Here is a 13,875-nt window from a genome sequence, read left to right on the forward strand (position 1 = left end):
CACAGCGGTTTTTCGCGGTATGCGGCAGAATCTAAGGCCGTTTTCCGTGTCGAGCCACCGCAATGATCCAGCAAGACCCCGGCGCCCTGTATTCCGACCACCTGGCCGTGCTGTGCCGACGCGCCGAGCAGGCGCTGGCCCGCGGCGGCTTCGACCATCTGGTGGTGCCCAGCGGCACCCTGCACTACCAGGTGTTCGACGACCGCGACTACCCGTATGCGGTCAACCCGCAGTTCAAGGCCTGGCTGCCGCTGACCCGCGTGCCCAACAGCTGGATCGTGTTCACCCCGGGCAAGCGCCCGGCAGTGATCTTCCACCAGCCCTTCGACTACTGGCACGTGGTACCGGACGCCCCCAGTGGCTGGTGGGTGGAGCACTTCGACATCCACATCATCCGCAAGCCCGAAGAGGCGCTGGCCCTGCTGCCGGCCGACCCGTCGCGCTGCGCGATCCTGGGCGAGCCGCAGAGCGCACTGGGCAACTACGTGCCGAACAATCCAGCGCCGGTGGTGAACTACCTGGAATGGCACCGCGGCAGCAAGACACCGTATGAAATCGCACTGATGCGCCAGGCCCAGGTGCTGGGCGTGCGCGGCCACCGCGCCGCCGAGGCCGCGTTCCGCAACGGTGCCGACGAATTCAGCATCCACATGGCGTACTGCCAGGCCGTCGGCCAGGATGCCAACGAGCTGCCCTACGGCAACATCGTGGCGTTGAACGAACACGCCGCCGTGCTGCATTACACCGAGCTGGGCCGCAAGGCACCGCAGCCGCTGCGCAGCTTCCTGATCGACGCCGGCGCCAGTGCGCACGGCTACGCCAGCGACATCACCCGCACCTACGCCGCGCAGGGCCACGACGAATTCGCCGCGATGATTGCGGCCGTCGACGCCGCCCAGCAGCAGATGTGCGCAGCGGTGCGCCCGGGCTTCGACTACAAGCAGCTGCACGTGGACGCACATCTTTCGCTGATGGGCGTGCTGAAGGACTTCGGCGTGATCAAGGTGTCGCCACAGACCGCGCTGGAGACCGGCGTCAGCGCCGCATTCTTCCCGCACGGCATCGGCCACCTGATCGGCCTGCAGGTGCACGACGTGGCCGGCTTCGCCGCCAGCGACGAGGGCGGCCGCATCGAGCGCCCGGCCGGCCATCCCTACCTGCGCCTGACCCGCGTGCTGGAACCGGGCATGGTGGTGACCATCGAGCCAGGCCTGTACTTCATCGACATGCTGTTGAACGAAGTGAAGGACGCCGGCCATGGTGATGCGATCAACTGGGAGCGCGTGGACTTCTTCCGTCCGTATGGTGGCATCCGCATCGAAGACGAAGTGCTGTGCACTGATGGCGAGGCGGACAACCTGACGCGGCCGGCGTTTGCGGCGGCGAACGGCTGAGCCCCTCGTGGTGGGGCGCTGAATTCAGAAGCCGCGCTTGGTGGGGCGGGTAGGCCATGCAGGGGACGCTGCAAGTACGTCCCTGTAAGCTCGATGGCGCCATCCATGGCGCCAACGCCCCTGCATGGCCTACCCGCCCCACCTTTGACAGTTTCCTGCCGCGTCCAACCACGGAAAAGAAAAAAGAGAAGCAGAAGCGGGTCGCTCGCTGCGCTCGCTCTGTGTCGACCACGGTCGACAACTACCCAACAGCCGCAATTGCCCGTAGATCCACGCCATGCGTGGATGATTCATTCGATATCTGACAGATGTGCCGATCAACGATCGGCACCCACCAACAGCCGCGTGAACCTGTCGAAGGCGGGGTACTGTGGGTTTGCGGGGTGTGAGCGGCATGGATGCCGCGACCAAGCCCCCATGGACGGGTTTACGGCGTCCCCGCAAACCCACAGTGCCCCGCCATCCCACGGAATGCCCGCTGTTGCTGTTGCTGTTGAGGTTGCCGGCCAGCGGCCGGCACTACCGCGGGTGCAGGGCTGCAAGCCCTGCAGAACACCCCTTACCCCGCCATCACCGCTTCAATCTCGTCGGCGCTGCGCGCCAGGCCTTCGGTCAGCACGCGATGGCCATCGTCGGTGATCAGCACGTCATCCTCGGTACGGATGCCGATACCGCGCCAGCGCGGCTCCACCGTCGTGTCATCCACGCCGATGTACAACCCCGGCTCGATGGTGAACGCCATGCCCGGCTCCAGCAGACGCGAGTCACCGGCCAGGCGGTAGTCGCCCACGTCGTGCACGTCCATGCCGATCCAGTGCCCGGTCTTGTGCCGGTAGAAGCGCTGGTACAGGCCTTCGGCCAGGTTCTTTTCCAGCGTACCCTTCAGCAGGCCCAACCGCAGCAGGCCCTCGGTCAGGGTCTGCACTGCGGCGAGGTGACCGGCCTCGTACGGCACGCCCGGCCTGGCCTGGGCCAACGCAGCGGCCTGCGCATCGCCGACCAGGTCGTGCAGTGCACGCTGCTCGGCACTGAAGCGGCCATTCACCGGGAACGTGCGGGTGATGTCACTGGCGTAGCCACGGTACTCGGCACCGGCGTCGATCAGCACCAGCTCGCCGTCGCGCGAACGCGCGTTGTTGTCGCGGTAATGCAGGATGCAGCCGTTGCGGCCGGCGCCGACGATGCTGCAGTACGCGGGCACCGCATCATTGGCGCGGAACACGCGTTCCAGCTCCGCCTGCAGTTCGTACTCGTGGATGCCGGCCCTGGCGGCCTTCATCGCGGCCAGATGCGCACGCACGCTGATCTGCGCGGCGTGGTGCATCAACGCCACTTCGGCACCGGACTTGAACAGGCGCTGCTCGTGCAGCAGGTGGCCCAGTTCGAGGAACTCGTGCGGCGGCTGCGCCCCGTGGCGCACCTGCGAACGCACGCGGTTGACCCAGCCGATCAGCTTCAGGTCGAAGTCGGCATCCCGGCCGAAGTGGTAGTAGACGCGCGAACGGCCTTCCAGCAGGCCCGGCAGGATGTCGTCCAGATCATTGATCGGGTAGGCGTCGTCCATGCCGTACTGCGCCACCGCGCCTTCCTGGCCGGCGCGGCTGCCGTCCCAGGCTTCGCGTTCGGCATCGCGCTCGCGGCAGAACAGGATGGCCTCGCCGTGGCGTCGGCCCGGGATCAGTACCAGCACTGCTTCCGGCTCCGGGAAGCCGCTCAGGTACTGGAAATCCGAATCCTGCCGGAACGGATAATGGGTATCGAGGCTGCGCACCTTCTCGGCCGCCGCCGGCAGCACCAGGATCGCGTCCTCGCCGGCCATGTCCATCAGCTGGCGGCGGCGACGCTTGTACTCGCCGGCGGCAATGCCGGTGCGCTGCTTGATGTCCATCAGTTCAGGCGCTGACGATGGCGCGAGGCCAGCACCACGTCGCCGTGCAGCAGGAGCACCGCCACGCGGATGAATTCCTCGATCTCCGACAGAGCTTCGTCGTCATCATCGCCACCGGCCTCGAAATCCTCGCTGGAGGCACGCGCCAGGCTGGCCATGTCGGTCAGCGCTTCCTCGCCCTCTTCGGACAGGGTCGGGCGGCGGCCGCCGCTGCCCAGGCCGAAGCCGCCCAAGAAGGAACGGGTCCAGCTGAACATGGCATCGGCCTGCGCGGATACGTCGTCGCCGTCGGTCAGCAGCAGCTCGAAGGCGAAGTCGCGGTCTTCCAGCTGCTTGATGGTGGCCTGCAGCAGCTGCCCCAGCACGCTGTCGGCGGCCACCGGCGGCAGGTTGTCGTCGGCCAGCACGCGCGCCGGCCAGTCGTTGCCGGGGGCACCGCCGGCAGCCAGCCAGCCGCACAGCGCGCCGTGCAGCTCTGCAGCGGTGGCGCCCAGGCCCAACGCCTGGCTGGCGCGGGTAACGTCGTCGACGGAGGGAAGTTCGGTCATCGTGCGGCTCGTTCGGAAAGGAAACCCGGGGCGCGCACGCGCGCGCCCGTGAGACCCCGTAGTGTAGCAACCCGACGGCATCCTCTCCGCAGGCGTCCAGCCTTGCTGCGACAACGCTTGACCGCCCTTGCCCGGCTTGCCTATCGTGCCCGCATGGAACCCGCCGATCCCCTTGCCCAGCTGCAGGACTTCGCCGCCCGCGTGGAAGCGTTGCTTGAACGCAACCAGCGCCTGGCCGAGGAGAACCGCAGCCTGCGCCACCAGCAGGAGCAGCTGGTGGCCGAGCGCTCGACGCTGCTGGCCAAGAATGAGCAGGCACGTTCGCGGGTGGAAGCAATGATCAGCCGGCTCAAATCCCTGGAGCAGCACACATGAGCGCCGAACCGGTCAGTGTCCGCATCCTCGATCGTGAATACACCGTGGGCGTCGGCGGCGATGAACGTGACAGCCTGATGGCCGCCGCGCGCCTGCTGGATGCTCGCATGCGTGAGATCCGCGGCAGCAACCGCATGGCCGCGGTCGATCGCGTCGCCGTGTTGGCCGCGCTGAACCTGGCCCACGAACTGCAGCTGCTGCGCGACGAAAACGCCCGCCAGGCCGTGGCCCTGCAGCAGACCCTGGCCGACCTGAACCGGCGCCTGGACCGCGCCATCGACGGCGGCGCCTGAAAATCGTGCAAAACGCGTCTTCTCATATCTGAATTGGCACGGACTGTTGCCGACGAACGGCCTATCCAGATCCTGCGTGCTGGCTATAATGGCCACGCGTTCTCTGCGGTACTCGACGGCATGTGCAAACATTCGCCTTGTCCCTTAAGAACGACACCGGGAGCGCGACAGCGCCGGGAGTGCAGGTCCGCCTTGCAGCGGGAAGCCCGATGGTTCTCCAGCGTTCCCACTTGAGCCCCCGGGTTCAAGGTCGTTTCGCATGCATCGACATTGCGGAGAATGCAATATTCCAGCAAGGGCGGCGTCTTCGGGCGTCGCCCTTGTTCTTTCCGGCACAATGACGGCTGATCCTTGCCGCACGCTGCCATGACCGACCCGCGCCAGGCCCTGCGCCACGACCTGCGGCAACGCCGCCGCGACCTTTCCGCCGCTGAGCGCATCGCCGCCGCCGAATCGCTTGCCGATGCCCTGCTCGCCCTGCCGTTCGCCCCGCGCGAAGGCGCCGTGGCCGGCTACTGGGCGCTGGATGGCGAGATCGCCCTGCACCGCTGGCAGTTGCAGTTGCCCGAAGGCCTCACCTACTGCCTGCCGGTGCTGGCCGGCGACGTGCTGCGCTTCGCGCCGTGGCGGCCGGGGCAGCCGCTGACCAGCAACCGCTACGGCATTCCCGAGCCGGACGTGGCGCTGGAAGACACACTGGAACCAGCACAGATGGCGCTGGTGGTGGCCCCGCTGGTGGGTTTCGACACGCAGTGCCGGCGGCTGGGCATGGGGGGCGGCTGGTATGATCGCAGCTTCGCCTTCCGCCACGACCGGCCGGCGCCGCCCTGGCTGGTCGGTGCTGCGTTCGCGGTGCAGCAGGTCGAGTCCTTGCCGGTGGCGTCGTGGGACGTGCCGGTGGATGCGATCTGCACCGAAGACGGCACCCTGTTCCCCTCCGCTGCCCCCGTGAACGCATGACCGCCCGCAAGCGCTACTGGCTGATGAAGTCCGAACCGGACGCCTTCTCCATCGATGACCTGGCCAAGGTCAAGGTCGAACCCTGGAACGGGGTGCGCAACTACCAGGCGCGCAACTTCATGCGCGATGGCATGCAGGTGGGCGACGGCATCCTGTTCTACCACTCCAATACCAAGGTGCCCGGCATCGTCGGCCTGGCCACCGTGGCCAGTACGGCCTACCCGGACGACACCCAGTTCGATCCGAAATCCGACTACCACGACCCCAAGAGCACGCGCGAAAACCCGCGCTGGATGCTGGTGGACGTGGCATTCGACCGCAAGCTCAAGCAGGTGATCGCGCTGGACGAGATCAAGCTGCACGCCGAAGAACTCGGCGAGGGCTTCCCGCTGGTTGCCAAGGGCAACCGCCTGTCGGTGTTCCCGGTGACCGCCGCGCAGTGGAAGCTGCTGCTGTCGCTGGAAAAGAAATCCTGATTCCCTGCCTGAGAGTTCTCCCATGTCCGAAGCCAAGCGCCTGGCCGCCGAGAAAGCCATCGAGTACGTTGAAGACGGCATGATCGTCGGTGTCGGCACCGGTTCCACCGTGGCCTATTTCATCGATGCCCTGGCCCGCATCCAGCACCGCATCAAGGGCGCCGTTTCCAGCTCCGAGCAGAGCACCGCGCGCCTGAAGCAGCACGGCATCGAGGTGATCGAGCTGAACCACAGCGGCAACCTGTCGCTGTACGTCGATGGCGCCGATGAGTGCGACGCCAACAAGTGCCTGATCAAGGGCGGCGGCGCCGCGCTGACCCGCGAGAAGGTCATCGCCGAGGCCAGCGAGCGCTTCATCTGCATCATCGACCCGAGCAAGCAGGTGCCGGTGCTGGGCAGGTTCCCGCTGCCGGTGGAAGTGATCCCGATGGCGCGCAGCCTGGTCGCCCGCCAGATCCGCGACATGACCGGCGGCCAGCCGACCTGGCGTGAAGGCGTGGTCACCGACAACGGCAACCAGATCCTGGACATCCACAACCTGCAGATCACCGATCCGGAAAAGCTGGAGCGCGAGCTCAATCAGCTGCCGGGCGTGGTCTGCGTCGGCCTGTTCGCGCGCCGCCGCGCAGATGTGGTGATCGTCGGCGGCGAGCCGCCGGTCGTGCTCTGACCCTTTCGAAGGATCCTGACGATGTCGCTGTTGCGTTCGCTGCTGATGCTCCCGCTGCTGGCCCTGGCTGGCTGCGCCACCGACGCGGCCCGCCACTGGGTCGAACTGGATGGCGCCCGCTACCAGGTCGAGCTGGCCACCAACGATGAAACCCGCGCACGCGGTCTGATGTTCCGCGACCAGATGGCGGCCGACCACGGCATGCTGTTCATCCACGACCGCGAGGAAATGCAGGCGTACTGGATGAAGAACACCAGGATCGCGCTGGACATCCTGTACTTCGACAGCCAGCGCAAGCTGGTCAGCCAGCAGCGTGATGTGCCGCCGTGCTCGGCCGGCGACATGTGCCCGCCCTACCCCAGCGGTGGCCCGGCACGTTACGTGCTGGAGCTCAACGCCGGCCAGGCCGAGAAGCTCAAGCTGAAGGACGGCACGGAGCTGAAGTTCGGCCCAGGCATCGAGTAACAGGGTTCTGCCCGCGGTAGTGCCGGCCGCTGGCCGGCAACCCTGCAGGGGTCAGATCCCTTTCGCACGCGAAAGGGATCTGACCCCTGGATTTTTCACGCGGCACCGCTTGAAACCGCCTGCGAATGACGCCAGTCTGTGGTCATGCAGGACCGGATCACACTCCCCGACTGGGATGCACTGGCCGACCTCGAAGACGAGGCGCTGCCCTTGTTGCCGACCGCGCTGCTGATCGCGCGCGATGAATACCCCGATCTGCAGCCGTCCACCTACGACGCGCTGATCCAGAGCCATGTCGACCACCTCCGTTCGGAAGTGGAGAGCATCGACAACAGCCCACTGAAAATGGCGGCGATCAACCGCCACCTGTTCGACGAGCTGGGCTACAGCGGCGACCACGACGAGTATTACGACCCGCGCAACAGCTACCTCAACCAGGTGTTCGAGCGGCGCCTGGGCAATCCGATCTCGTTGGCGCTGGTGCAGATGGAAGTCGCGCGCCGGCTCGGCATACCGTTGGATGGCGTGTCCTTCCCCGGCCACTTCCTGGTGCGCTTGCCGGTGGACGACGGCGTGCTGGTGATGGACCCGTTCAACGGTGGCCGGCCACTGGACGTGGACGAACTGCGCGAACGCGCCAAGTCACACCTGGGCGGGCAGATGCCCGATGACCAGGTGCTGGCGCAGATCCTCGACCCGGCGCCGGCGCGCGCGATCCTGATGCGCATGCTGCGCAACCTGCATGGCGTCTACGCCGAAGCCGGTGAATGGGATCGTGCCGCACGCAGTGCCGACCGCCTGCTGAAACTGGCGCCCGAGCAGGACGACGCGCTGCGCGACCGCGGCCTGGCGTACCTGCAACTGGAGTATCTGGCCGGTGCCCGCCATGACCTGGGGCAGTACCTGAAGCGCAATCCCGAGGCCAGCGATGCGCAGTGGCTGCGCGAGAAGCTGATCGACCTCGGCGGGCCGATGCCGCGGCTGCATTGAGGGTGTCGGTGTGTGGACCAACGGTCCACACCCACCCCAACGGTCAGCACCCACAGGATGGGCCGGGTGGCCCGCCGGTCAATCGACCTCGACCATCTCGAAATCGGCCTTGGTCACCCCGCAGTCCGGGCAGGTCCAGGTCTCGGGAATGTCCTCCCAACGCGTCCCGGGCTCAATACCCTCCTCCGGCAAGCCTTCCGCTTCGCTGTACAGGAAGCCGCAAACCACGCACATCCAGGTTCGCAGGGTGGTGGGGCTGGCGTCGCTCATCGGATAATCGGGGCTGGATTCACGGGCGGCCATTGTCCCATTGCAGCCCACGCACCGGTAGCCATCGATGACTTCTGCTTCCCCGGCGCCCCGCGGCGTCTACCTGATCACCCCGGACGAGCCCGATACCGCGCGCCTGCTGGCCCGTACCGCGCCGCTGCTGGCCGCGGGTGCCACCTGGCTGCAGTACCGCAACAAGACCGCCAGCGACGCGCTGCGGCAGGAACAGGCGGCGGCCCTGCAAGGCCTGTGCGCCGCCCACGGCGTGCCGCTGATTGTCAACGACGATCCGGTGCTGGCCAAGGCCGTGGGCGCCGCCGGCGTGCATCTGGGCGGCACCGACGGGGACATCCCCAGCGCGCGCGCGCTGCTCGGTGCCGAGGCCATCATCGGCGCCTCCTGCTACGACCAACTGGCCAATGCCGAGAAGGCCGTGGCGGCCGGCGCTAGCTATGTGGCCTTCGGCGCCTTCTTCCCGACCACCACCAAGGTCACCAGCAGCCGCGCCCACACCGACCTGCTGCGGCAAAGCGCCGCACTCGGCGTGCCGCGGGTGGCGATCGGCGGCCTGACGCCGGACAATGTCGGTCCCATCATCAACGCCGGCGCCGATCTGGTGGCCGTGGTCAGCGGTATCTATGCCGCATCGGACCCGGTCGCGACCCAGCGCGCCTATCTCGCCCAGTTCGCGTAATGCCCAGGAAAGCCCCATGAACCACGACCAGTCCCACGCCCTGTTCTCCCGTGCCCAGCAGCTGCTGCCGGGCGGCGTCAATTCGCCGGTACGTGCGTTCAAGTCGATCGGCGGCGAGCCGTTCTTCGTTGAACGCGCCGATGGCGCCTACCTGTACGACGTCGATGGCAACCGCTACATCGACTACGTCGGTTCCTGGGGCCCGATGATCGTCGGCCACAACCACCCGGCCGTGCGCCAGGCGGTGAAGAAGGCGATCGACAATGGCCTGTCCTTCGGTGCGCCGTGCGCGGCCGAAGTCACCATGGCCGAGACCATCACCCGCCTGGTGCCATCGTGCGAGATGGTGCGCATGGTCAACTCTGGCACCGAGGCCACGCTGTCGGCGATCCGCCTGGCGCGTGGCGCCACCGGCCGCAACCGCATCGTCAAGTTCGAAGGCTGCTACCACGGCCACGGCGACTCGTTCCTGGTCAAGGCCGGCAGCGGCATGCTGACCCTGGGCGTGCCGACCTCGCCGGGCGTCCCGGCCGGCCTGAGCGAACTGACCCTGACCCTGCCCTACAACGACTTCGAAGCGGCCACCGCCCTGTTCGAACAGCAGGGTGAGGACATCGCCGGCCTGATCATCGAACCGGTGGTCGGCAACGCCAACTGCATCCCGCCGCGCGAGGGCTACCTGCAACACCTGCGTGCGCTGTGCACGAAGCATGGCGCGCTGCTGATCTTCGACGAAGTGATGACCGGCTTCCGTGTTGCCCTCGGCGGTGCGCAGGCGCATTACGGCATCACCCCGGACCTGACCACTTTCGGCAAGATCATCGGCGGTGGCATGCCGGTGGGTGCTTACGGTGGTCGCCGCGAGCTGATGCAGCAGATCGCACCGGCCGGCCCGATCTACCAGGCCGGCACGCTGAGCGGCAATCCGGTGGCAATGGCCGCCGGCCTAGCGATGCTGGAGCTGGTCCAGCAGCCGGGCTTCCATGCCGACCTGGCCGAGCGCACCGCACGCCTGTGTGCGGGTCTGGAAGCGGCCGCCGCCGACGCCGGTGTGGCCGTGACCACCACCTGCGTGGGTGCGATGTTCGGGCTGTTCTTCACCAGCGAGAAGGTGGAGACCTATGCGCAGGCTACCGCCTGCGACATTCCGGCGTTCAACCGCTTCTTCCATGCAATGCTGGAGCAGGGCGTGTTCCTGGCACCGTCGGCGTACGAGGCCGGCTTCCTGTCCAGCGCCCACGACGATGCCGTGATCGAGGCGACGCTGGCCGCAGCACGCGTGGCGTTCAGGGCTGCCAAGGGCTGATCGCAAAAAAGGGGACGGAGGGGATTGAGTCGTTTGTGCACGAACGACTCAATCCCCTCCGTCCCCTTTTTTCATCCACGCATGGCGTGGATCTACTGGTAGAGCCACGCCATGCGTGGCTGCTCAACCGAAGACGAACTTGCCCTTCATCATCGCGAAGTGGCCGGGGAACGAGCAGAAGAAGGTGTAGTCACCGCCCTTCTGCAGGCCCTGGGTGGAGAAGCGCACGCGCGTGGTCTCGCCACCGCCGATCACCTTGGTGTGCGCCAGCACGCGCTTGTCGGCCTTCGGCAGGTAGCTGTCGGCCAGGGTCATGCGCATGCCCGCCATCGCCACCGGCTGGTAATCGGCGGTACGGGTCAGCACCCAGTTGTGACCCATCGCGGTGACAGCCAGCTTGCCGGTGTGGCGCAGGGTCAGGTCCACGGCGGTGCAGTCGGCGGCGACCTTGATCTCGCGGCTGCTGAAGCTCATCTGGTCGGTGCTGTCGATGCTGACCGCACACACCCGCGCCATCGCCGATGGCGCCAGCATCAGCGCGCCCAGTCCCACTGCCACCATCCAAGCCTTCATCGTTGCATCTCCTGCGGATTCAAACGCCATTCTAGGCAGCCCCCTGTGGCCGCGTCTGCGACCGTCTGTCGCACGCGCACTCCAGGGTTTCCGCGCATCCACCGCGATGGCATGCTCGGCCGATGCGGATCGATCTGTTGCTGCTGGATGTGGACGGCGTGCTGGTGCAGTACCAGCGCGCGCAGCGCGTGCTGCATCTGGCACAAGCGCTGGATGTCGCGCCGGAAACCGTGCAGGCCGCGCTGTACGACAGCGGGCTGGAAGCAGCACATGACAATGGCACGCTGGATGGCCCGGCCTATCTGGCGCAGCTGAGCAAACAGCTGGGCCGCACCGTTGATGTACACACGTGGATCGCGGCGCGACAGGCCGCCAGCCATCCACAGCCGGCCGTGCTGCAGCGGCTGCAGGCCCTGCAGCTGCCGATGGCGGTGCTGACCAACAATGGCGCACTGATGCAGCAGGCCTTGCCCACTCTGCTACCGGAACTGTTCCCGGCCCTGCATGAGCGCGTGTTCTGCAGCGCGGAGTTCGGCTTGCGCAAACCGGCGCCCGCGGTGTTCCTGCGCACGCTGGAAGCACTGGACGTGGCACCTGCGCGCACGCTGTTCGTCGATGACCTGTTCGCCAACGTGCGCGGCGCACGCGCCGCCGGCCTGCACGCGGAAACCGTGCGCGATGGCCGTGGGCTGGGCAAGGTGTTGAAGCGTTACGCGGTGGGCTGATCGGGGTCAGAGCCCTCTGCGCAGGAGAGGGATCCGCCCCCGACGCCAGGGCGTCAGCGCGCGGCGATGAACGCGGCAATTGCCGCGCGCAGGCGCTTGAGGCCTTCAGCCACTTCTTCGTCGGTGATGTTCAGCGACGGCACGAAGCGCAGCACGTCCGGGCCGGCCTGCAGGGTCAGCAGCCCCTGCCCGGCAGCGTGGTCGAGGATCGCACCAGCCTGGCCGGCGAAGTCCTTGCTCAGCACCGCACCCAGCATCAGGCCGCGACCACGCACCTCGCTGAACACGCCGAACTCTTCGTTGATGCGCGCGAAGCCATCGCGCAGCGCCTTCGACTGGCGGCTGACGTTGGCGGCGATCTCCGACGAGGCCAGCTTGCGCAGCGCCACGCGGGCCACCGCAGCGGCCAGCGGGTTGCCACCGAAGGTGGTGCCGTGCGCGCCAAACTGCATGGTCTCGGCCACCTTCGGGCCGGCCAGCATCGCACCGATCGGGAAGCCGCCACCCAGTGCCTTGGCCAGGGTGACCATGTCCGGCACCACGTCGTCCTGCCAGTGCGCGAACAGCGTGCCGGTGCGGCCCATGCCGGCCTGGATCTCGTCCAGCACCAGCAGCGCGTCGTGCTGGTCGCACAGTTCGCGCACGCGCTTGAGGAAGCCGGACTTGGCCGGCATCACGCCGCCCTCGCCCTGGATCGGCTCCAGCATCACCGCCGCCACGTCACCGGCGGCCATCGCGGTTTCCAGCTGCACTTCGTCGTTGAAATCGATGTAGCGGAAGCCACCCGGCAGCGGCTCGTAGCCTTCCTGGTACTTCGGCTGCGCGGTAGCGGTCACCGCGCCCAGGGTGCGGCCGTGGAAGCTGCCACGGAAGGTGATGATGACGCGCTTGTCGGCCGGGCGGCCCTGGCTGGAGGCCCACTTGCGGACCATCTTGATCGCCACTTCGTTGGCTTCGGCGCCGGAGTTGCACAGGAACACCCGCTCGGCGAAACGACTGGCCTTCACCAGTTCCTCGGCCAGGTGCAGCGGCGGTGCGCTGTAGAACACGTTGCTGGTGTGCCAGAGCTTGCCGGCCTGCTCGACCAGCGCGGCCACCAGGTCCGGATCGTTGTGGCCCAGGCCGCACACGGCGATGCCGGCAGCCAGGTCGATGAACTCACGGCCCTGGCTGTCCCATACTCGGGCGCCCTGGCCTCGCTCCAGTACCACCTGGCGGGGCTTGTAGACCGGCAGGTAATAGTGCGAAAGGGAGATCAGCGGATCGGTCGCGGCGGTCATGGCAGTCGGCAGGGTTCAGGAACGCCCATTCTCGCGCCGGAACCCCTGCGGCACAATGCGCCCATGCGACCGTTTTCCGCCCCCCAGCTCAACCCCGCCACCGAGACCGGCTGGCGCCGTCGGTGGTTCGACATCATCTACCGCCATGACACCCGCCCTTCGCGCAATTTCGACCTGATCCTGGTGGTGGCGATCGTCGCCAGCATCCTGGTGGTGATGATCGACAGCGTGCAGCACCTGCATGCCGAATGGTCCACCGGCCTGTACATCCTGGAATGGGGATTCACGATCATCTTCACCGCCGAGTACCTGCTGCGGCTGGCGGTGGTCAAGCGCCCGCTGCGGTATGCAGTGAGCATCTGGGGCATCATCGACCTGCTGTCGATCCTGCCCGCCTACCTGTCGATGTTCATCCCCGGCGCGCAGAGCCTGCTGGTGGTGCGCGCGCTGCGCATCCTGCGGGTGTTCCGCATCCTGAAGCTGACCCGCTACATCGAGGAAAGCGGCGTCCTGATGACGTCGCTGTGGCGCAGCCGGCGCAAGGTGCTGGTATTCCTGTTCACGGTGATCACCATCACCATCATCGCCGGTGCGCTGATGTACGTGATCGAGGGCCCCGAACACGGTTTCACCAACATCCCGGCCAGCATGTACTGGGCGGTGGTGACCATGGCCACGGTCGGCTTCGGCGATATCGTGCCGCAGACCGTGCTCGGCCGCTTCGTCACCTCGGTGCTGATCCTGATCGGCTACAGCATCATCGCCGTGCCCACCGGCATCTACACCGCCGAACTGGCCAGCACCATGCGTGAAGCCGAGCAGGCCGCGCGCCGCGATGCGCGTGGCTGCCCGGAGTGTGGGCTGGAAGGCCACGAGCCGGATGCACGGTATTGCCGCAAGTGCGGCGGTCAGCTACCGGATCCGTTCAACCATTGAGGCGCATGCCGGCCAGCGGCCGGCACTACCCT

At 67.1% G+C, this 13,875-nt stretch carries 17 protein-coding genes and 1 other RNA gene; 13 read left to right on the plus strand and 5 right to left on the minus strand.

Annotated elements, in window-relative coordinates; translation table 11 throughout:
* The first annotated feature begins 62 nt into the window (after positions 1-62).
* A complete protein-coding gene (pepQ, locus tag AC5P8Y_RS16595) occupies positions 63-1,394 on the plus strand; it encodes a Xaa-Pro dipeptidase (protein ID WP_012481166.1) in 1,332 nt (443 codons plus the stop codon).
* A 559-nt stretch (positions 1,395-1,953) separates the two neighbouring features.
* Here pepQ and AC5P8Y_RS16600 read toward each other — a convergent pair.
* Both AC5P8Y_RS16600 and AC5P8Y_RS16605 read right to left on the minus strand, forming a co-directional pair.
* Positions 1,954-3,276, minus strand: a complete 1,323-nt coding sequence (locus AC5P8Y_RS16600) for an aminopeptidase P N-terminal domain-containing protein (RefSeq protein ID WP_088470160.1) — start codon at positions 3,274-3,276, stop codon at positions 1,954-1,956.
* Between the two features lie 5 nt (positions 3,277-3,281).
* Positions 3,282-3,830 carry a YecA/YgfB family protein gene (locus AC5P8Y_RS16605; protein ID WP_005410897.1) on the minus strand — a complete coding sequence of 183 codons (549 nt, stop codon included), beginning with the start codon at positions 3,828-3,830 and terminating at the stop codon, positions 3,282-3,284.
* 153 nt (positions 3,831-3,983) lie between these two features.
* Between AC5P8Y_RS16605 and AC5P8Y_RS16610 the strand changes: the two genes are divergently transcribed.
* The 8 genes from AC5P8Y_RS16610 (at position 3,984) to AC5P8Y_RS16645 (ending at position 8,059) form a co-directional block, all read left to right on the plus strand.
* Entirely contained in the window at positions 3,984-4,205 is a 222-nt protein-coding gene (locus AC5P8Y_RS16610) for a TIGR02449 family protein (RefSeq protein WP_005410898.1), read from the plus strand.
* Positions 4,202-4,498 carry a cell division protein ZapA gene (locus tag AC5P8Y_RS16615; protein WP_006467013.1) on the plus strand — a complete coding sequence of 99 codons (297 nt, stop codon included), beginning with the start codon at positions 4,202-4,204 and terminating at the stop codon, positions 4,496-4,498. The genes AC5P8Y_RS16610 and AC5P8Y_RS16615 overlap by 4 nt, the downstream gene beginning before the upstream one ends.
* A 97-nt stretch (positions 4,499-4,595) precedes the next feature.
* A non-coding RNA gene (gene ssrS, locus AC5P8Y_RS16620) (6S RNA) lies at positions 4,596-4,781 on the plus strand.
* Between the two features lie 83 nt (positions 4,782-4,864).
* The gene (locus tag AC5P8Y_RS16625; protein WP_033834478.1) at positions 4,865-5,458 is read left to right on the plus strand and encodes a 5-formyltetrahydrofolate cyclo-ligase; all 594 of its coding nucleotides are present in this window, start codon (positions 4,865-4,867) and stop codon (positions 5,456-5,458) included.
* The gene (locus tag AC5P8Y_RS16630) at positions 5,455-5,934 is read left to right on the plus strand and encodes an EVE domain-containing protein (RefSeq protein WP_005410901.1); all 480 of its coding nucleotides are present in this window, start codon (positions 5,455-5,457) and stop codon (positions 5,932-5,934) included. The genes AC5P8Y_RS16625 and AC5P8Y_RS16630 overlap by 4 nt, the downstream gene beginning before the upstream one ends.
* Positions 5,935-5,956: 22 nt before the next feature.
* Positions 5,957-6,604 (plus strand): ribose-5-phosphate isomerase RpiA, encoded by a 648-nt coding sequence (rpiA, locus tag AC5P8Y_RS16635; protein ID WP_111172499.1) that lies wholly within the window; start codon positions 5,957-5,959, stop codon positions 6,602-6,604.
* 21 nt (positions 6,605-6,625) lie between these two features.
* A complete protein-coding gene (locus tag AC5P8Y_RS16640; RefSeq protein WP_005410903.1) occupies positions 6,626-7,069 on the plus strand; it encodes a DUF192 domain-containing protein in 444 nt (147 codons plus the stop codon).
* A 144-nt stretch (positions 7,070-7,213) separates the two neighbouring features.
* The gene (locus tag AC5P8Y_RS16645; RefSeq protein ID WP_024957828.1) at positions 7,214-8,059 is read left to right on the plus strand and encodes a SirB1 family protein; all 846 of its coding nucleotides are present in this window, start codon (positions 7,214-7,216) and stop codon (positions 8,057-8,059) included.
* Positions 8,060-8,137: 78 nt separating this feature from the next.
* Here the strand turns inward: AC5P8Y_RS16645 and AC5P8Y_RS16650 are convergent, their stop codons facing one another.
* Positions 8,138-8,362: a rubredoxin gene (locus tag AC5P8Y_RS16650; protein WP_005410905.1), complete on the minus strand. Its 225-nt coding sequence runs from the start codon at positions 8,360-8,362 to the stop codon at positions 8,138-8,140.
* A gap of 34 nt (positions 8,363-8,396) precedes the next feature.
* On the opposite strand from AC5P8Y_RS16650, the gene thiE reads away from it, so the two are divergent.
* Together thiE and hemL are read left to right on the plus strand one after the other, a co-directional pair.
* Positions 8,397-9,023, plus strand: a complete 627-nt coding sequence (thiE, locus tag AC5P8Y_RS16655) for a thiamine phosphate synthase (protein WP_049403926.1) — start codon at positions 8,397-8,399, stop codon at positions 9,021-9,023.
* A 16-nt stretch (positions 9,024-9,039) separates the two neighbouring features.
* A complete protein-coding gene (hemL, locus tag AC5P8Y_RS16660) occupies positions 9,040-10,329 on the plus strand; it encodes a glutamate-1-semialdehyde 2,1-aminomutase (protein WP_495202097.1) in 1,290 nt (429 codons plus the stop codon).
* A 123-nt stretch (positions 10,330-10,452) separates the two neighbouring features.
* Here the strand turns inward: hemL and azu are convergent, their stop codons facing one another.
* On the minus strand, positions 10,453-10,902 hold the full coding sequence (gene azu / locus AC5P8Y_RS16665; RefSeq protein WP_005410908.1) for an azurin: 450 nt from the start codon (positions 10,900-10,902) through the stop codon (positions 10,453-10,455).
* Positions 10,903-11,024: 122 nt separating this feature from the next.
* Between azu and AC5P8Y_RS16670 the strand changes: the two genes are divergently transcribed.
* Entirely contained in the window at positions 11,025-11,627 is a 603-nt protein-coding gene (locus AC5P8Y_RS16670; protein ID WP_005410909.1) for an HAD-IA family hydrolase, read from the plus strand.
* Positions 11,628-11,680: 53 nt separating this feature from the next.
* Here AC5P8Y_RS16670 and AC5P8Y_RS16675 read toward each other — a convergent pair whose 3' ends face one another.
* Complete coding sequence (locus AC5P8Y_RS16675) at positions 11,681-12,907, minus strand: acetylornithine transaminase (RefSeq protein WP_049431186.1); 1,227 nt, start codon at positions 12,905-12,907, stop codon at positions 11,681-11,683.
* 63 nt (positions 12,908-12,970) lie between these two features.
* Between AC5P8Y_RS16675 and AC5P8Y_RS16680 the strand changes: the two genes are divergently transcribed.
* The gene (locus AC5P8Y_RS16680; RefSeq protein WP_049403922.1) at positions 12,971-13,843 is read left to right on the plus strand and encodes an ion transporter; all 873 of its coding nucleotides are present in this window, start codon (positions 12,971-12,973) and stop codon (positions 13,841-13,843) included.
* Positions 13,844-13,875: the final 32 nt, after the last annotated feature.

Source organism: Stenotrophomonas sp. YJH_SMC_12-1, assembly GCF_059370935.1.